Raw genomic sequence first — 17578 nt, forward strand, 5'->3', positions numbered from 1 at the left:
CGTTATTTATCTTTGCGGTCTACGACAACATGCTCGAACCGGTCGCCGGTCAGGTCAACGTCGAATGCTTGCCCGAACCCAACGACATAACGGCCGGCCGAAGGCGTCAGTTCAAACAGCGAGAAATCGAGGCCGCGCAGCATGCCCATCATTTTATCGCCAAACTTCGCGTCGAATGCCGCATAAATAGCTCCATATCCTTCGTTGCCGAGGTTCTCCGACGTACACGCCCAGCGGGCGCGCTCCCTTGCGAAAGCATTCGGCGTTGCCGATTCGTCATTAATCATCATGACATGAATCCGCTCGTTGTTCTCTACAAAGCGGTAATGGTCGGAAATGCGGCTGATGTAGATATACAGCTTGCCATTGACTTTCACGAACGGCGCATAGCTGATAAACGGCGTGCCTTCCGCGTCCAAGGTGCTGATGACGAGCGATTTCCGGCTCTCGATGAACTCGATGTATTTGACGCGTGTTTCCTCGATGTTGGGCTGTTTCATAGTAAAATGCCTCCTGGTATGTGAATAGTACTTATTATTATTGATAATAATTCTCAATTAACTGTCGACGAAGCCTATATTATCTCAGTAATTGGAAGATTTCAAGAACTTTTTTGTGAATGAAAGCCGTTCAAAAATCCGATATGATAGAATGGCGTGCATGCTGCGCGTTCAACGTTCTCGTTCAATACGGATCATATTTAAGCTGCGCACCGGCTGCCGGCAGAGCGAGGGGCCGATCGGGTGCTCTGGTGAGGAGAAGACAGGATGGAAGAACGCAACGGGAAGCTGGCGCTTTCCCAAAGTCCATATGTGCTCATGCCGCTATTGCTGCTGCTGTGGGGGTCAGTGGCGGCGGTGAGCAAGCTGGTTCTGGCCAAGTTGGACAGCTATCAGGTGTTATTTTATATGAACGGTATCGGGGTGATCGTATTTGCCTGCATCGTGCCGTTTAAGGTGCGCTGGCGGGCGCTGGCCGCTTGGAAGAGGATGGACTTCGCGCTGCTTGCCGGATGCGGATTGTTCGCTTTTCTCTATGATTTTCTCTATTTGCAGGCTTTCGAGCGCATTCCCGCCGTGGAGGCTTCGATGCTCAATTATTTGTTTCCGATCTTTATCGTCCTCTTCGCCATTCCCATGAATGGGGAAAAAATGAACCGGTATAAGCTGCTCTCCGTGCTGATGGGCTTCGCCGGTACCGTGCTGCTTATGACCAAGGGAGATTTGGCCGCGTTTAAGCTGACCAACTGGGTAGGCGATGTGCTGGCGATACTGGCAGCGGTGAGCTGGGGGCTGTTTACCAACCTCGTGAAAAAGAACGAGAAGGATATGCTGATCAGCACCTTCTTGATTACGGTGGTCGCGTTCGTGCTGTCTGCCGCAGGCATGCTCGCGTATTCCCGGTTGACGCTGCCGAGCGCGGCCGATTTCGGAGGCGTCTTCTGGTTGAGCATGAGCAATATCGTGCTGGGTTTCTTCTTGTACTTCCGGGCCCTGCGTTATTCGCCGGCTTCCCTGATCGCTAGCTTTACCTTCTTCACGCCGTTCATTACGCTTCTCTTTATCGTGCTCCTGCTGGATGAGCGGCTCACGCTCATGGACGGCATCGCGGCGATGCTGATTTTGTCGAGCGTTCCCGTGCAGAAGCTCGGCACCGTGCTCGGGGCGGGCAGGAAGAAAGAAGCGTTGAATTAGGAGGGTATGAGCCGGGAGTCACCTATCAACCAGGCGGCTTCCGGTTTTTTCGTTCCTATATTTGGCAGCCCGTATACCCGCGCTTTACGGCCTCTCTAAGCTTATAATAGTGGATGCTTGATAGAGTGAGAGAGGAAGTAGAAGCAACAATGAGAAAGAGCAGGTTTGAAAAATGGCTGCTGCTTGTCGGCGCGGCTTTCATCGTATTCAATTCCGCAGGTGTGACCACAGCCCAGGCGGCTCCGGTTTATACACCGGCGGAGGAGGTATCGCTCGATACCGGCTCGTATATCGAGAAGCTGCAGTTCGATAATGAACGGGGCTATCTCTATGCGACGGCATCGGAGACGAACCAGCTGTTGTTCATCAATCCTGATACGATGCGGATCGAGAAAAGCCTCTCCGTCGGCTCCCATCCGGGCGCCATGGATCAAGTCGGCAATAAGATGTACGTCGCGCTGGAAGGCGCAACGTTAATCGCCGTCGTGAATCTCGATACGAAGCAGGTCGAGAAGACGATCGTGACGCAGGCGCAGCCGATGAGCGTTGCCGTGGACGGCAACGGCTTGTTCTATACGGAGGACGATTCGTGGGGAGATATACGCCGGATCGATTTGACGGACGGCACGGACACTGTGATGGCCGACAAGGTTGGGCGGCTTGCGCTGGGCATTGACCGTTCCCGGCATGTTCTGTACGCAGGGGAGAGCCTATCGAGCTACAGACTGCACGCATTTAACTCGGTGACATTCGAGGAGCTATGGCTAATGAAGCCGGACATCGGCAGCGGTTATTCCTCTTCGCTCATCGTCGATCAAAGCGGCGTGTACTTCGGCAGCACGCAGGTTGATCCCGATCGGCAGCGGATCGTGTCCACCGCGGTCGGCGGCGAAGTGCTGGATGTCGACGGAGCCTTCATCTATACGACGTCCGGCGTATATACGAAGAACGAGGGAGCGCAAGCCGCTTCGTATGCCGCATTGCCCCGGGGATCGGATGCGGAGGCTGACGGCAGCGGGCATGTTTTTAGCTACAGCGGGATTAATTCAAGAGCCATTGTGAAACGCACCTATAAACTCGACGCTGCGCAGAAGGCAGTCGAGGTGGACCGCGGCGCCGACTCGATGGCTTTTAACCATAAGTTGACGGGATGGGTGATGGGCGAGGGCGAAAAGTACCTGTATGCCATATCCGCGGAAGCGAATCGGCTCCTGCAAATCGATACCGCAACCTTCACGGTAAAAGCGGACCGTTACGTCGGCTCGCAGCCGTCGGATATCGATTTCAGGGACGGAGTCCTGTATATTTCGCTGAAAGGCAGCACGCATATGGTCCGCATCGATACGAAGCGGGAGACGGATTTTATGGCCCCGCTCGATGAACTGGAGGTTGGCCTGCCGACGTTGGACATTGCCGCGGGGGCAAGCGATATCTACTACAGCATCGGCGGCTACGGATGGCTGAAGGTCCATGCATGGCGGGACGATGCGGCGTTCCCTTTTAAAGAATCGGTGTATGAGCCGTCGTTAACGATGGGTCCGGACGGGAACACGTTGTGGATCGGCGAGACGGGGACAAGCGGCGGCGACCTCTACAAAGTCAACGTGGCTGCGAAGCAAATCCTGGACAAAACCGTAGAGGGCTACTCGTACGGAAACCGCGAACTGCCGCTTGACGGGGATATGGTGTACTATGCGGGACGAAGATTTTCGACCGGGGATTTAGGCCTTATCTACGGCGAGTACAAGGAGAAATACGAGTATTTCGCCCATCTGCTGTTCGCTAGAGGCAGCACGGTGATCGGCACGAAGGCCGTTTACAACCGGGATACGTTTAATCAGGCGCTGAAGCTGCCTTTCACGATCGTGTACGGATATGTGAAGAAGGATGGTTCCGTTCTGCTTTATGCAGAGGACGATTTGACAAGCAAAGAGGGTCCGAACTATATCTTGTACCGGTTCGACGGCCTCGATTCGTTGAAGACGGCGATGGACAACCGGCTGCGTCCGCAGGAGGGGAGGTTCGTCGACCGCAATACCGCGCCGCAAGTGATCGATGGCTATGTTACGTTCCGCCCGGGTGTATTAGACAGATTCGTAGATCACTATGAGATTCAGCTGTATGACGGCAGCAACCGGCCGGTGAAGCTGGATTTTACGGAAACGGTCTATAAGTCCGAGCAGCTGCCGAACGGCTCTTACGCGCACAAGCTGATTGCGCCGATGAAAATCGTGCCGGAAACCGTGAAGAAAATCGGGATCGTCCCGGTGCTGAAGAACACGCTGGACAAGCAGAACGAGGCCGTGCTATTCGTTCCGCTGGCGGATAACCGTACGTCGAAGAACGCTTTTATGGATGTGCGTACGGACCTGTTTGCCAAATTCGCGATCGAAACGTTGGCGGACATGAAGGTGGTGCAGGGGTATAAGGACGGCGCCTTCCAGCCTTACGGTCTCGTTACGAGAGCCGAGTTTGCGACGATGCTGGTCAAAGCGCTGCGCATTCCGGCTGCCGGCGGGTCGTATTTCAAAGACGTGCCTCGCAATGCCTGGTATTACGAAGTGATATCCGCGAGCGCGAAGGCCGGTCTGATCAAGGGATATACGGACGGCACCTTCCATCCGAACCGGACGATAACGCAGCAGGAGACGCTGGAGATCGTGAACAATGCGCTGTTGTACGGCGGCTATAAGCAGACAAGCGCGGGTAAGGGAGAGCTGCTGCATTTCTTCGACCAATCGAAGGGGTACGACGCTTGGTCGAAGCAAGCGGTGCATAATTTGCTGCGGGAAGGCATCGTCAAAGATTACGATACGTTCCAAATCAACGCGGACAAGAAATCGAACCGCGCGGAATGCGCCGAGCTGATTTATCGGTTGTTGTATGTGTTGAATAAGGTTTGACGGCTTTGAGGCCTCTTAACCGCGCGGTGCGGTTAAGAGGCTTCTTTTGTGCGTTTAGGGTTTGCGGCCCGTCATGGCAAAATAGTGCTCGAAAAAGCGCTCGCGATCAACGGCGGCGGCGATCTCGAGGGTGCCTGCGCCGCTCGCGCGGAACGTCATTTTGCCGAGCGTTTCGTCGCGGGTATAGTCGACTCCGATCGATCCCCGCTCGTATTCGCACAACTCCGGCTCGAATAAGCACGCCGCGGCCAGCGGATCGTGGAACGTCATGACGTGGCGCTCCAGCCAAGGAGAGCCGAAATCCTCCACCGCCTGCATCACTTTTGCTGCGAACAAACCGGGGTTGTCATGCCGGCCGAGCACTAGCCGGGTCGTAACGTTGAGCCCGAATGTGCGATGAACGGGCACTTGCGTTCCGTAGACGATTGCGCAGGCATGCGCGTCCATCCAGGCATTCCAGTTGGCCATCGGCATGTCGGGACCGGCCTCCAGCTCCTCGGAGAAGACGCCGCTCATGATGTACAGCTCCTTCAACAGCCGCGGTATTTCGGGATCGAGCCGAAAAAGCAGCGCAACGTTCGTCAAGTGGCCGACGGCAAGCAGCGAAATTTCATGGGGATGCCGGCGGATGGCCGCCCGCATGGCGTCCACGGCTTGGTTGGGACGGAAGCCCGTGTCATGCGGCCAGTTCGGCAGCTTGGCTGCGCCGTCCGGCGTCGGATAGATATCGGTCGGCATAAGCGGGTTATCCGCACCCGCGTAAACCGGGATGTTTTGGCCGGCGGCTTTGCAGATGGCGTCCGCGACCATCGCCCGTTTCCCCGCTTCCCCGCCCACGGTCGAGATGCCGATCAGCTCGCAGTGGGGCTGGTTCAACAGATAGGCGAGGCAAAGCGCATCGTCGATATCGCCGCCGATATCGGTGTCGAGCCAAACTTTTCGTGCAGCCATCTCTATGCCTCCTTCGGCGTTCCAGAAAATGGTGTATACTGGTATCTGAATTCTACCACCTCGCCAATGAGATGAGAAGGAGTGGACGGACACGTGGAGGACAAGTTTACGAAGCAAATGGAGTTTCTGATCGAAGTGGACAAGCTGAAGCAGATCGAGCGCAAAACGAAAATCATCGGCGGCGCGCGACAGGAAAATGACGCGGAGCATTCATGGCATCTCGCCATGATGGCGCTGATTTTGCAAGACCATGCGAATCTGGACGTGGATCTGCTCAAGGTGATCAAAATGCTGCTCGTTCACGATTTGGTCGAGATCGACGCCGGGGACACGTTCGCTTACGATACGAAGGGACACGAGGATAAGCTCGAGCGGGAGATGAAGGCGGCCAAGCGCATTTTCGGCCTGCTGCCGCAGGAGCAGGAAGCGGAGCTGATGGGATTATGGCTGGAGTTCGAACAGAAGGAGAGCGCTGAAGCGAAATTCGCCGGATCGCTCGACCGGCTGCAGCCGATGGTTATCAATCATTTGAATAACGGCGATACGTGGCAGAAATACGGCATTACGAGCGGACAGGTTCTGAACCGCAACCGCGAGATCGCGAATGGATCGGAGAAGCTGTGGGATTACGCCCAGCTAGTGGTGCGGAATTCGGTCGAGCAGGGGATTTTGAAAGAGTAGTGAATGGCGGCAGCGGATGCGAGTCGAATGAGGTGAAAGAAGCCGGAATAAGTCGGAGGAATCGGGATGAGTGAAGCAAACAAACGACGCGCCATTGTCATCGGGGCGGGTATCGGCGGGTTAAGCGCCGCATTGGCGCTTCGGCAGCGGGGATGGCAGGTGGCCGTGTATGATCGTGCCGCCGCGCTGCGCGAGGCTGGAGCGGGCATCGTGCTCGCCGCCAATGCGATGAAGGCGCTCGACCTGCTGGGCGTGGGCGGGCAAGCGCGGACTGTGGGCGCGCCGGTTGAGCAAGCGGACATACGCTCGTGGGACGGGCGGCTGATTACCAGCCTCCCGGCTGCCGAGCAGGCGGCCAAATACGGCACGCACAGCTATGTCATGCATAGAGCCGACCTGCAGTCCATCCTTCTGCATGCGGTCGCTGCGGAGTCGCCGGTGCACACCGGGATGCGGTGGTTAACCGGGGAGCGGAAGGGCGACCTTGTGACGGCTGTCTTTGAGGATGATACTCGCGAGGATGCGAATGTTTTGATCGGTGCAGACGGCCTTCATTCCACCGTGCGGGAGCGGCTGTTCGGCGAAAGTCCGCTGCGGTATTCCGGCTATGCCGCCTATCGGGGCGTCTGCACGCTGAATGAGGCAAGGATCGGCTCGACTGCGGGCGGCGGCTTCGAAGCGCTTGGAACCGGATTGCGGTTCGGTTACTCGCGCCTCGGCCGTGGCCGCGTGTTCTGGTTCGCGGCGATTAATGCGCCGCAAGGGAGCCTGCTGCCGGTGCCGGCGCGCAAACAGGCGCTGCTGAGCCGGTTTAGCGGCTGGTACAGGCCGGTATTGGACGCGCTTGAAGCGACGGAGGCCTCCGAAATTCTGGCTCATGACATAGCCGATCGGGCGCCGCTGTCCCGGTGGAGCACCGGGAACATGACGCTGCTCGGCGATGCGGCGCATCCGATGCTGCCCAACCTGGGGCAGGGCGGCGCCCAGGCGGTCGAGGATGCTATCGTGCTGGCCCGCTGTTTGGAGCAAGGCGACGTGCCTTCAGCGCTTGAAGCGTACGAGAAGGAGCGGATGGCGCGGACTTCCCGCATTGTCCGAATGTCGCGTTCCATGGGACGGATGGTGCAGCTGGAGAGCAAGCCGCTCATTTGGCTGCGCAATCGGCTTCTTGCTGCGGTGCCGCCTTCCGCGTATATTAAGCGGTTTGATCCGATCGTCGGCTATGCGGTGCGTTAACCGGCCGCATCAAATACGGGTAGAGCAGCACCAAGCCGGCGGCATAAAGCGCTAAGGCAAACACGGCCGGCGACAGGTGAACCAAGTCGGCGTAGCCGATCTGCATGTGGACGGAAAACGCGGCGTAAAATGCCGGCGTCCCGCCGATCAGGAAGGTCCACCACAGCCAGCGCTCGCCTTGCTGGATGCCCCATAGCGCCATCGTGAGCAGCGCCAGCGCGTCGGAGAACAGCGCGCCGCCGAAGCCGGCGCGGTCATGCGCGATTAACGGGATCAGCTTGGGGTTAATCGCCGCGATTTGATCGGAAGTCAAGCCTATGAAGGCTAGGTCCTGCGGGACAAATACGGTGGTTACGCCATAGGCAGAGATCGCGATGCTGCCGATGACCAGCGCGAATCCGAGCACCACCATGCAGCATTGCCCCCACATCGCACGCTTCCAGATCCGGTCATTATGTAGGTTGACAGGATGGCGGAACGGCTTGTCGGGGTTTTTTCGCATGCTCAATAGAAACAGCGGAAGCAGCAGGAGTGCGACGATCGCATGCAGCGGATCGAAATAGCCGTAGCCTAGATAAAGAAAGAAGCTCATAAAGCCGGTTAGGCCGGACACGAACAACGCCGTGCGCGCCCAGTGCATGCCGTGGCGCAGTCCATGGCGGCCCAGCTGAAAATAGAGCACGCCGATCGAGATCATGGTGCCGGCCAGCGTAATCCGGTCATGCGCCATAAAATGCACGAGCCGGTGGTTCCAGTGATGCAGCGCATCGCGCTTAATGCCAAGGAACGCTTCGTCGTAGGGAAGCAGCACAGTCGTCTCCGCAATGATCCATGCGAGCAGCCCGCCGAAAATCATGCCGATGCCGAGCAGGCACATCCAGCCCCAGTGACGCCAAAACGATGGCGGCGGCTCCGGATCGGATAGCTCCCGAACCCGTTCGTGCAGGATGGCATCGTTTACCCGCTTGGGCAAGCCGGGGCCAGCGAAAACAAGCCCGCCATGCAGCAGGATGTAATCGGCTCCGGCGGCCATGAGGTCCAGCGCGTCCTGCGGCTCATAGGCGCCGCAGGACGCTTTGAGCACGAAGCTGTTTCGGGGGACCAGCTCGCGGATGAGCCGGAGCTTCTCGGCGCAGGCCTGCTTATCGGCAGGCTGCACGATGAGCTTGCCTTCGTTGTTGCGGGCCTCGCCTACGACAGCGCCGCACCAAGCCGTGAGATCGGCTGATGCGAATAATGGCTCCAGCATGTTCTCGGGCGTGCTATGCGGGACGTAGAGAAACAGCCGAGCGTCGGCTGGGGCGTTCGCGGTTGCAAGGAGATGCAGCAGCCTAAATGCATCGTCGAGCTCCATAGGCTGCTGCAGGATATCGAGATAGAACCCGGCCGCCCCGGCTTTACCTAGCTGCTGCATCATAATAAGCAGCTGCTCGGCGGCTTGCTCGGGCGTGCTGCCTGGCATTGGCGCCAGCCTTGCGAATTGCGGCAGCTTATGGCCCGGCTTTGCAAGGCGCCGGGCGGTCGCGGCGACTCCGTTATTTTCAAGGTAGGCGGGGTACGAGATCAACTGCTTCTCTTTGTTGAGCCGGATCGGCGCCTCCGAGGCGGAGCCGTCGACCGGCTGTACCGTAATCGGGCCAATCTCCATAAAGCCTAGCCCGAATTGGGCGATCGCCTTATGGGCGGTCCCGGCGGGATCCACCGTACCGCCTAGCCCGACAGGCGTGTTGAATGCGAGCCCGCACGCATGGCTGCGCAGCAACGGAGCGGGCTCCATGTGCCCAAGCGTGCGGATGACGAAGGAGCCGAGCGGCAGGCGGCTTAAACCGCCGATTGCGCCCAGCGTAACGGAGCGGGCCACGCGGCCCGGCAGCCGGAACAGCAGCGGTCGGAACAGCGTTTGATACGACCAGTCCGGCATACGCTCACTCCCTTCGTGGATGATGTCGTTTAGCGCGTGATAACGCTAATGAGAGGTAATAGTTACCGCACATTGGCGAGAAACCTGCGAAAGTAGGCCAAGAGAGGTAACCGTTACCGCACATTGGTTAAGGGGCTGATGAAAGTGGCCAAAGAGAGGTAACAGTTACCGCACATTGGCGAAGGAGCCGGCGAAAGTAGGCCAAAGAGAGGTAACAGTTACCGCACATTGGCGAAGGAGCCGGCGAAAATGGCCCAAGAGAGGTAACAGGTACCGCACATTGGCGAGAAACCGGCGAAAGTAGGTCAAGAGAGGTAACCGTTACCGCACATCGGCCGCCCGCCTAGCGCCCGCCCACCTCGATCTCGTCGCCCGGAGCCATGACTCTGCCTTTTAGCCCGTTTGCCTCCAGCTGCTGCACGAACTTTTCGGCGTCCTGCCGGATCGGCGGGAAGGTGCTGTGGTGGATCGGCACGGTCAACTTCGCGTTGTACCATTTAGCCGCGTGCAGCGCGTCCTCTGGCCCCATCGTATAATGATCCCCGATCGGCACGAACGCGACGTCGATGGGGTAAAGGTCCCCGATCAGCTTCATATCGCTGAATAGCGCCGTATCCCCCGCATGCAAAATCGTCAGCCCCTCGGCAAACACGAGGAAGCCCGCAGGCATGCCCGCGTACAAAATTTGCTTCGTCTCTTCATCGACAATGCCGGAGCTGTGGAACGCCTGCACCATTTTTGCTTTCGCAAAGCCGAGATCCACCGTTCCGCCCATATTCATGCCGATCGTCTTGGCGCCCTGCCACGACATGTAAGTGGCAAGCTCGACGATTGCGACAACCGGAGCATCGTTGGCAATGGCGACCGGCGCGGCATCGAGAATATGGTCCTGGTGGGCATGAGTGAGCAGCACGGCATCGGTTTTCAGGTCTTCCGGTTTTTTAACCGCAACGGGATTGCCGCTTAGGAAGGGATCGATAACGAGCGATTTGCCGCCTGTGCTGATTTGAATGCAGGCATGGCCGTGAAACGCAATTTTCATCGTAAACGGGCTCCTTTATTAGAAAGTATGAGTAGAAACGCTATCTCCATAGTGACAGATTCCGGCGCTGGAAGCAATTTGAAACCGGCGGCCGCCCGCCCATCACATTCACATGATGCCGCGGTGTTTTGAAGAAACTATATCTTACGCGAGGCCGGTGCAGCTATACTGGTTCTATTGACATTGCTAGGCAAGGAGTGGAGTAAACCATGGGGCTGGAAATCGAACGCAAATTTTTATTGACCGAGAACGTGGAGGAGCTTATTCGCAACGGGGAGCTAACCGTTCAGACAGAGCAGCGGATCGAGCAAACTTATTTGGCGATCGACGGCGCGCAGGAGCTGAGAGTGCGGCGAATCGTCGACTTGGCGACGGACCGCGTGACGTTCACGCATACGTTTAAGAACGGCCACGGTCTTGCACGAGAAGAGGTGGAATACGAGATTTCGCAGGGGCTTTATGAACAGGTCGCCCAAGCCTTCGGTGCCATTCCGCTTACGAAAAACCGCATCACCGCGCAGTGGAGCGGGCGCATCGTGGAAATCGACATCTATGATCAAATTCAACTGACGGTGCTGGAGGTCGAATTTGATTCCGAAGACGCGGCGCTGACGTTTGAGCCGCCGGCCTGGTTCGGGCGGGACATTAGCACGGAGAAGCAGTATAGCAACAAAAAGGTATGGCGCGAGCTGCAAAGCCGCAGAGATAATTAGATAGGGAGGCGCCGTGCATGGAACGAACAGGCGACAAGCGGCAGGTGGTTGAAGCGGCGGAGCGTTTTGCCCGCGCCGAGCTGGAGAGCGATGCGACCGGCCACGACTGGTGGCATGTTCACCGCGTCGTGCGGATGGCGGAGCGGCTTGCCAAGCAGGAAGGGGCGGATACCGCCATATGCATCATCGCCGCGCTGCTGCATGATGTAGCGGACGAGAAGCTGAACGAGTCCAAGGAAAGCGGGCTGCGCAAAGTGAGCGATTGGCTCGCGGGCCAGCCGTTATCGGAGGCGGAGCGGGCGCACATCATGGAAATCATTGCGACGATGTCGTTTAACGGCGGAGCGAACCCGCCGATGCGTACGCTGGAGGGGCAAGTGGTGCAGGATGCCGACCGGCTCGATGCCATCGGCGCGATTGCCATCGCGCGAACCTTCCTTTATGCCGGCTGGAAGGGCGATCCGATCTACGATCCGCAGCTGGAGCCGCGCGAACAGATGAGCCCGGGCGAATACCGCAAAGGGAAAAGCACGGCGATCAACCATTTTCATGAGAAGCTGCTGAAGCTGAAGGACCGGATCAACACCGCGTCCGCCAAACGGATTGCCGAGGAGCGGCATCGTTACATGGCGGATTATGTGGAGCGGTTCATGTTGGAATGGGACGGGCTGGACGAAAATATATAATCATGTAGAAAGCCGGGCGCTCTCCTGCAGAAGGGGAACGCCCGGCTTTCCTTATGGCTACGCTTGCGCCGCTGCGACTGAAGTCTTGGCCGAGGCGCTCAATTCGCCGATTGTCAGCACAACGGGGCAGTGGTCGCTTCCCATGACGTGGCAATCGATCTCCGCGTCAACCAGTGCAGGCGCGATTCTGGACGATACGAGGAAATAGTCGATCCGCCATCCGACGTTCCGCTCTCTGACCTTCGGCATGTAAGACCACCAGGAATAGACATCTTCCCGATCGGGATAGAAATGGCGGAACGAATCGGTAAATCCGGCGGCGAGAAGAGAGGTCATTTTGCCCCGTTCCTCCAGCGTAAATCCGGAGTTGCCCATATTCGGCTTAGGGTGCTTAAGGTCGATTTCCTCGTGCGCGACGTTGAGGTCGCCGCAGACGATGACCGGTTTCTTCGCATCAAGCTCGAGCAGATAGCCGCGGAACCGATCCTCCCAATCCAGGCGGTAATCCAGGCGCGACAAGTCGCGTTTTGCATTCGGCGTGTATACCGTAACGAGGTGGAAATCGTCAAATTCCAGCGTAATGATGCGGCCTTCCGGCTCGTAATCCTCCTCGATGCCATAGCGTACGGACAACGGTTTGATTTTGGTGAATACCGCCGTACCGGAGTAACCCTTCTTCTCCGCATAGTTCCAGTAGCATTCGTAGGCATCGCCAAGCTCAAGCTCGATCTGACCTTCCTGCAGCTTCGTTTCCTGCAAGCAGAAAATATCCGCGTCCATCTCGTTAAAATAATCCATAAATCCTTTGTTCACGCAGGCGCGCAGCCCGTTAACATTCCATGAGACCAGCTTCATCGCGTTCGTCCTTCTCCTTGGCTGTTGTCGAATTTTCAATGCTATCAGTTTAGCACATTCAGCTGCGCAATAGGGACGTGCTTCTTGTCCGGATGGTTCATTGCATGCGGATTGAACTATAATAAGAATAAAATGGCAAGCGCAAGCAAAGGGGCATCGTTGCACAATGGTATCCAATCGGCATAAAAACAAGTTTACTAACAGCATCCCGACTACGATGGACATGAGCTTGAAGTCGATCATCAGCATGCTGCGCGATCAGCTGAAGCCAGTTCCGAACCGCAAGCCGTCGAAGGCGATTCCGTATTTGAAGCTGGCGCTCGCGGATCAGCCGCAGCCGGAGGGCATCCAGGTGACATGGTTCGGGCATTCGGCGTTTCTGCTGGAGATCGAGGGAAAACGGCTGCTGTTTGACCCGATGTTCGGTGATGCGCCGTCCCCGCCGCCGGGCTCGTACTTTACGGGCAAGCGCTTTAGCGGCGGGCTCCCGCTGGCTGCGGCGGATTTTCCGGCTATCGATGCCGTCATCCAGTCGCATGACCACTTTGATCACCTGCATGAAGGCACGGTCCGGAAGCTGAAGGACAAGGCGGGGCGGTTTATCGTGCCGCTCGGCGTAGGGAAGCGGCTGCGCAAGTGGGGAGTCGATCCGGCGAAAATCGCCGAGCTTGACTGGGGCGATGAGCTGCATTTGGCAGGGCTTACGCTGGCTTGCATGCCGGCCAGGCATTTCTCTGGCAGAGGTCTGTTCGACCGCAATTCGACGTTGTGGTGCTCGTGGGCGGTGCTTGGCAAGAAGAGCCGGGCGTTCTTCAGCGGGGACGGCGGCTATGGCCCGCATTTCAAGGAGATCGGGGCAAAATACGGCCCGTTCGACGTGACGCTCATGGAGTGCGGCCAATATGACGAACGGTGGGCGGCGATTCATATGATGCCGGAGGAAACGGTGCAGGCTCATCTCGATGTACAAGGAGATTTGTTGATCCCCGTGCATTGGGGCGCTTTCATGCTGGCCTATCATGCGTGGACGGATCCGGTCGAACGCGCCGTCAAAGCGGCTCAGGCGAAGGGGGTCCGCATCGCGACGCCGCAAATCGGCGAAACCGTATCGGTCGGGCGCGATGTCGACCATCCCGCCGCTCCATGGTGGCGGGACTAGGTGGCAGTATTCACCGTCGTACCCGCCCCCTTGGTGGCGGAACTAGGTGGCGCATTCACCGTCGTACCCGTCCCCTCGGTGGCGGGACTAGGTGGCAGCATTCACCGTCGTACCCGCCCCCTTGGTGGCGGAACTAGGTGGCAGTAGGGGGAGTGAGATGATCGTGAGGGAGCAGAAGTATCTCGTCATCAATTGCGATGATTTTGGCCAAAGCGCACCGATGAATGCGGCGATCATGCATTTGCTGGAGGAGCGCCGGGTCTCATCGGCAACGATTATGGCGCCTGCGCCGGGCTTCGAGGAAGCGGCGGCCTGGTGCAGGAAGCGCGGGCAGGCTAACATCGGGCTGCATCTGACGTTGACCAGCGAATTTGAGGCGATACGATGGAAGAGTCTGACCGGCGATCCGTCGCTGCATGACGATGGCGGCCATATGTACCGGACCTTGCTGGAATTCGAACGCGGCGCGAATACGGCAGCAGTGGTTAAGGAGCTGGACGCCCAGTACGAGCGTGTGCGGCGGGCGGGCATTGCGATCACGCACGCCGACAACCATATGGGCAGCTTGTACGGCATCGCGATGGGCCGCAGCCACATTCCGCAAGCGCTTATGAAATGCGTGAAATGGAAAGTGCCGTTCCGGTTGTTCCGCCGCGTTCATCCCGAGGATATATTGGCCTCCGTCCCGGGCGTGGAACGGGCTGTCGGCAAGGCATCGGCGCTTGCCGGCACGCTGGGCGTGGCGATCCCGGATTATTTGCTGTCCCATCCGTTTGAGATAGAGGACGGCGAGACTTACGAATCGTTCAAGCAGTCGATGATTGCGAAGTTGTACCGCTTGCCCGAGGGCATTAGCGAGACGTACATCCATCCGGCAATCCCGGATGACGCGATGCTGGCTGCAATCCCCCATTGGGAGAAGCGGGTATGGGAATACCGGCTCATGCTCGACGACGATGTGCATGCCGCGATGAAGGATGCCGGAGTCACGCTGACGGACTACGCGTTCATCGCACGGCACGGCCGCGCCTCGCGCCTTCGCTCCGCATGGGCGCTGGGCACGGAGCTGCTCCGCAGGTCTTAGCGGCGGAAGTGCAGACCCAGAGAAGCTAGGGAACATCGCGCAGCTTCAGCTGCTATTGTATATTTGAGCAATCTGCGAGAGAAAATAGAGCCATAAAAAAGGGTCCCTCCCAAGCAGCGGCTGCCCGGAGCGACCCTTTTCGTTATGGCTCCAGCACTGGCCGGGCGGCTTCCCGCGCCCAGTCGCGGGCGTGTGCCCAGCTGTCCCATACGGCGTGCACCCACTTGCGGATCATAGCGTCCCGCGTCCTGCCGGCTTCCGCCTGCAGTATGTCTTGGACCGTGACCGCCGCGCCGGTTGGCGGAGAGGCGAGGAGCGGCCACTCGGTCTTTTTACGCGCAAGCCGCATATGGGCTTGCTGCACCTGCTTGCCCGTAAATCCATGCTCCACGACCAAGTAGAGGCCGATCAGAGAGAAAGCCGTCGTAATCGGGCGCGTGACGCCGCCCGAATGTTGGGCACCGTAGCTGTCGAGCGCCAGCTGATGGATGAAATCGGGCCGTCCATGCGCGATGGTGTAATAGGACAGCTGATTGAACAGATCCATGCATTCACCCGAGGCATGAAAACGCGGGGGCTCCGCAAAGGATTGGTTGGGCAGCATCAGGCCGCACCCGGGACATTTGACGATGGATGGTTTCACGGACATTCCGCCTCCTTTAATCACTATGGTTGCCGCGCCCAGAAAGGAAGATCCGGCATGAAGAAATCGGCTTATACGTTAGCCGGCACGACATCCAAGGACGGAACCGTCATCGGCTACCGCAAGTCGGGCCGCGGTCCCGGTCTTGTCGTCATTCACGGCGCGTTCGTCTCCGGCCATGAATACGAGAGGCTGGCGCAGGCGCTTGAAGATACCTTCACCGTTTACGTCGTAGACCGACGCGGACGGCTTTACAGCGGACCGCAGGGCGAGCAGTACAGCATGCAGAAGGAATGCGAGGATGCTCAGGCTGTGCTGGAAGCGACGGGCGCTTCTTTTCTGTTCGGCCACAGCTACGGCGGATTGATCGCGCTCGAGCTGGCGCGCTCGGCCAGTACTTCTGTTGCGAAGCTGGCCGTGTACGAACCGGCCGTTTCGATCGGCGGCCAGTTTCCGTCCGCCTGGATGCCTGCATATAAGCGGCTGATCGAACAAGGCAGAGATCTCGACGCCTTCGTAGCGTTTATTAAAGGCGTGGGGACAGCCGAGCGGCTGGCGAAGCTGCCGCGCCGGCTGCTTAAGCTGATGTTGCTTCCTTCACAGCTGTTCCGGGAAGGACGGAAGCTAAGGGATAAGCTGCCAACGCTGATCATGGAAATGGAAGAAGTGTTTCGGCACGATTCCACCGTACAAGGCTATAGTGCCATCACAGTGGAAACCTTGGTTATGGCCGGCAGCAAGAGCAAGGACTTTATGCTGAATGCCGCGCGTGCCGTTGCTGCCGCCATTCCGGACTCAACGTTGGAATTAATGGACGGGCTGGGCCATAACGCCCCGGATTTATTCAACCAGAAGGAGATCGCGGAGCGGCTGAAGCAATATTTTGCCGGTTGAACAAAGAAGAACCTCGTGAGCTCGCTGGGCAATCGCAGCGGGTGACAGAGGTTCTTCTTCGAATAGCCCAGCATACCTAGGCAGCAATGGTTTGGTTAAGATGGCGGCGGCGCAGTCTGTTACCTGAAAATGATATGCGTTCGGGGCTAGCCGTCCACCGCTGGCTTTGGGAAAGATCAGCGAAAATGCTTTTGCAGGAAGTAAATCCGTTCCCGATTCTGGTATTCATTGATTTCGTGGCCGCTAAACGGATAATCGAAGATGACTTTCTCTGTCGGAATCCGGTTATACACCGCGTAAATCGTCTCCGGCAGGCAGACGCCGTCCTTCCACCCGACGGACATGAGCACGGGCGCCGTCATGCGCGAGGCGAGGTTGAGCATGTCGAAATGGGCGATCGTATGGAGAATCGGCTCCAGCTGTTCCGGATAGCGCTTCAGATGCTGGGCGATTTCCGATAAGGAGCTGCCCGAGTTCAGCACGCCGTGATCCATGTGGCACAGATTCGGGATATCGGCGACGACGGCCGTGACCTTGCGGTTCAGCGCCGCCGAAATCAAGGCGAGACCGCCGCCTTGGCTGCCCCCGACGGATGCAATCCGCGCCGGGTCGACTTCCGGCTGCGCTGCGGCCGCATCGACAGCACGGACGGCATCCAGCGTTATGGCAAAATAGTACGAGCCCTCCGGCTCCAGCAGATTGCTGGATACCCAGCCTTTGACCGACCCGGCGCGCTCCGGCAAATAATTGCCGGTTTCTCCGCCTTGGCCCCGCACATCGACGGCGAATACGGCATACCCGAGCAGCAGCCAGCTGGCATAGCGCTCCGGATAGCCGCGGTCGTCCGTGTAGCCCGGGAACGTGACGATGCAAGGGAATCGCTTGCCGTCCGCAACAGCCTGCTGCGGCACGATGAACCAGGCGTGAATCGGCGTGTCGTCTGCGCCGTAGTAGGTGATTTTGTCGACTGTCACGCCCGGGAAAGGGGATTCGGCCGGCTCGCGTTTGAGGTTCAGCGGGATTTCGTCATACCTGCGAAGAGTGGAGTCCCAGAAAGCATTAAGATGTTCGGACTCGATCGTTAATTCGGCCGCGCAGGCCATAAGCTCGCTTTTG

16 protein-coding genes are annotated in these 17578 nt (G+C 58.1%); 9 read left to right on the top strand and 7 right to left on the bottom strand.

Annotated features, from left to right (window positions below):
• Positions 1–2 precede the first annotated feature (2 nt).
• Positions 3–500, bottom strand: a complete 498-nt coding sequence (locus DL346_RS27470; RefSeq protein ID WP_112885585.1) for a HugZ family pyridoxamine 5'-phosphate oxidase — start codon at positions 498–500, stop codon at positions 3–5.
• Positions 501–767: 267 nt separating this feature from the next.
• Here DL346_RS27470 and DL346_RS27475 point away from each other — a divergent pair, with 267 nt between their 5' ends.
• A complete protein-coding gene (locus DL346_RS27475; protein WP_112885586.1) occupies positions 768–1694 on the top strand; it encodes a DMT family transporter in 927 nt (308 codons plus the stop codon).
• Between the two features lie 149 nt (positions 1695–1843).
• Positions 1844–4597, top strand: a complete 2754-nt coding sequence (locus tag DL346_RS27480; RefSeq protein ID WP_165822707.1) for an S-layer homology domain-containing protein — start codon at positions 1844–1846, stop codon at positions 4595–4597.
• A 54-nt stretch (positions 4598–4651) separates the two neighbouring features.
• Here DL346_RS27480 and DL346_RS27485 read toward each other — a convergent pair whose 3' ends face one another.
• Positions 4652–5548, bottom strand: coding sequence for a nucleoside hydrolase (locus DL346_RS27485; protein WP_112885588.1), 897 nt, complete (start codon positions 5546–5548; stop codon positions 4652–4654).
• A gap of 117 nt (positions 5549–5665) precedes the next feature.
• Between DL346_RS27485 and DL346_RS27490 the strand changes: the two genes are divergently transcribed.
• Positions 5666–6229: an HD domain-containing protein gene (locus DL346_RS27490; protein ID WP_112885653.1), complete on the top strand. Its 564-nt coding sequence runs from the start codon at positions 5666–5668 to the stop codon at positions 6227–6229.
• A gap of 66 nt (positions 6230–6295) precedes the next feature.
• Positions 6296–7465 carry an FAD-dependent monooxygenase gene (locus DL346_RS27495; RefSeq protein ID WP_112885589.1) on the top strand — a complete coding sequence of 390 codons (1170 nt, stop codon included), beginning with the start codon at positions 6296–6298 and terminating at the stop codon, positions 7463–7465.
• Here DL346_RS27495 and DL346_RS27500 read toward each other — a convergent pair.
• Together DL346_RS27500 and DL346_RS27505 are read right to left on the bottom strand one after the other, a co-directional pair.
• Positions 7425–9386, bottom strand: coding sequence for a dihydroorotate dehydrogenase (locus DL346_RS27500; RefSeq protein ID WP_112885590.1), 1962 nt, complete (start codon positions 9384–9386; stop codon positions 7425–7427). The two genes, DL346_RS27495 and DL346_RS27500, sit on opposite strands and share 41 nt — an antisense overlap.
• 343 nt (positions 9387–9729) lie before the next feature.
• Positions 9730–10428 carry a metal-dependent hydrolase gene (locus tag DL346_RS27505; RefSeq protein ID WP_112885591.1) on the bottom strand — a complete coding sequence of 233 codons (699 nt, stop codon included), beginning with the start codon at positions 10426–10428 and terminating at the stop codon, positions 9730–9732.
• A gap of 209 nt (positions 10429–10637) precedes the next feature.
• Here DL346_RS27505 and DL346_RS27510 point away from each other — a divergent pair, with 209 nt between their 5' ends.
• Together DL346_RS27510 and DL346_RS27515 are read left to right on the top strand one after the other, a co-directional pair.
• Complete coding sequence (locus DL346_RS27510) at positions 10638–11141, top strand: CYTH domain-containing protein (protein WP_112885592.1); 504 nt, start codon at positions 10638–10640, stop codon at positions 11139–11141.
• A gap of 17 nt (positions 11142–11158) precedes the next feature.
• Positions 11159–11827 (top strand): HD domain-containing protein, encoded by a 669-nt coding sequence (locus DL346_RS27515; protein WP_112885593.1) that lies wholly within the window; start codon positions 11159–11161, stop codon positions 11825–11827.
• A gap of 57 nt (positions 11828–11884) precedes the next feature.
• On the opposite strand, the gene DL346_RS27520 is transcribed toward DL346_RS27515, so the two are convergent.
• Positions 11885–12682, bottom strand: a complete 798-nt coding sequence (locus DL346_RS27520; RefSeq protein ID WP_112885594.1) for an exodeoxyribonuclease III — start codon at positions 12680–12682, stop codon at positions 11885–11887.
• Between the two features lie 166 nt (positions 12683–12848).
• On the opposite strand from DL346_RS27520, the gene DL346_RS27525 reads away from it, so the two are divergent.
• Together DL346_RS27525 and DL346_RS27530 are read left to right on the top strand one after the other, a co-directional pair.
• Entirely contained in the window at positions 12849–13841 is a 993-nt protein-coding gene (locus DL346_RS27525) for an MBL fold metallo-hydrolase (RefSeq protein ID WP_240633474.1), read from the top strand.
• 157 nt (positions 13842–13998) lie between these two features.
• Positions 13999–14925, top strand: coding sequence for a polysaccharide deacetylase family protein (locus DL346_RS27530; protein ID WP_112885595.1), 927 nt, complete (start codon positions 13999–14001; stop codon positions 14923–14925).
• Positions 14926–15067: 142 nt separating this feature from the next.
• Here DL346_RS27530 and DL346_RS27535 read toward each other — a convergent pair whose 3' ends face one another.
• Positions 15068–15568, bottom strand: a complete 501-nt coding sequence (locus DL346_RS27535) for a DUF5946 family protein (RefSeq protein WP_112885655.1) — start codon at positions 15566–15568, stop codon at positions 15068–15070.
• Positions 15569–15625: 57 nt separating this feature from the next.
• Here DL346_RS27535 and DL346_RS27540 point away from each other — a divergent pair, with 57 nt between their 5' ends.
• Positions 15626–16462 (top strand): alpha/beta fold hydrolase, encoded by an 837-nt coding sequence (locus DL346_RS27540; protein WP_165822708.1) that lies wholly within the window; start codon positions 15626–15628, stop codon positions 16460–16462.
• 176 nt (positions 16463–16638) lie between these two features.
• Here the strand turns inward: DL346_RS27540 and DL346_RS27545 are convergent, their stop codons facing one another.
• Positions 16639–17565: an acetylxylan esterase gene (locus DL346_RS27545; RefSeq protein ID WP_112885656.1), complete on the bottom strand. Its 927-nt coding sequence runs from the start codon at positions 17563–17565 to the stop codon at positions 16639–16641.
• Between the last annotated feature and the right edge of the window lie 13 nt (positions 17566–17578).

It is taken from the genome of Paenibacillus montanisoli, assembly GCF_003268025.1.
GTDB classification, from domain to species: domain Bacteria; phylum Bacillota; class Bacilli; order Paenibacillales; family Paenibacillaceae; genus Paenibacillus_Z; species Paenibacillus_Z montanisoli.

What these genes read in the sequence shown, in the direction of transcription:
- DL346_RS27470 (WP_112885585.1), bottom strand. Translation starts at nt 500, where the DNA reads ATGAAACAGCCCAACATCGAGGAAACACGCGTCAAATACATCGAGTTC.
- DL346_RS27475 (WP_112885586.1), top strand. Translation starts at nt 768, where the DNA reads ATGGAAGAACGCAACGGGAAGCTGGCGCTTTCCCAAAGTCCATATGTG.
- DL346_RS27480 (WP_165822707.1), top strand. Translation starts at nt 1,844, where the DNA reads ATGAGAAAGAGCAGGTTTGAAAAATGGCTGCTGCTTGTCGGCGCGGCT.
- DL346_RS27485 (WP_112885588.1), bottom strand. Translation starts at nt 5,548, where the DNA reads ATGGCTGCACGAAAAGTTTGGCTCGACACCGATATCGGCGGCGATATC.
- DL346_RS27490 (WP_112885653.1), top strand. Translation starts at nt 5,666, where the DNA reads ATGGAGTTTCTGATCGAAGTGGACAAGCTGAAGCAGATCGAGCGCAAA.
- DL346_RS27495 (WP_112885589.1), top strand. Translation starts at nt 6,296, where the DNA reads ATGAGTGAAGCAAACAAACGACGCGCCATTGTCATCGGGGCGGGTATC.
- DL346_RS27500 (WP_112885590.1), bottom strand. Translation starts at nt 9,386, where the DNA reads ATGCCGGACTGGTCGTATCAAACGCTGTTCCGACCGCTGCTGTTCCGG.
- DL346_RS27505 (WP_112885591.1), bottom strand. Translation starts at nt 10,428, where the DNA reads ATGAAAATTGCGTTTCACGGCCATGCCTGCATTCAAATCAGCACAGGC.
- DL346_RS27510 (WP_112885592.1), top strand. Translation starts at nt 10,638, where the DNA reads ATGGGGCTGGAAATCGAACGCAAATTTTTATTGACCGAGAACGTGGAG.
- DL346_RS27515 (WP_112885593.1), top strand. Translation starts at nt 11,159, where the DNA reads ATGGAACGAACAGGCGACAAGCGGCAGGTGGTTGAAGCGGCGGAGCGT.
- DL346_RS27520 (WP_112885594.1), bottom strand. Translation starts at nt 12,682, where the DNA reads ATGAAGCTGGTCTCATGGAATGTTAACGGGCTGCGCGCCTGCGTGAAC.
- DL346_RS27525 (WP_240633474.1), top strand. Translation starts at nt 12,849, where the DNA reads ATGGTATCCAATCGGCATAAAAACAAGTTTACTAACAGCATCCCGACT.
- DL346_RS27530 (WP_112885595.1), top strand. Translation starts at nt 13,999, where the DNA reads ATGATCGTGAGGGAGCAGAAGTATCTCGTCATCAATTGCGATGATTTT.
- DL346_RS27540 (WP_165822708.1), top strand. Translation starts at nt 15,626, where the DNA reads ATGAAGAAATCGGCTTATACGTTAGCCGGCACGACATCCAAGGACGGA.
- DL346_RS27545 (WP_112885656.1), bottom strand. Translation starts at nt 17,565, where the DNA reads ATGGCCTGCGCGGCCGAATTAACGATCGAGTCCGAACATCTTAATGCT.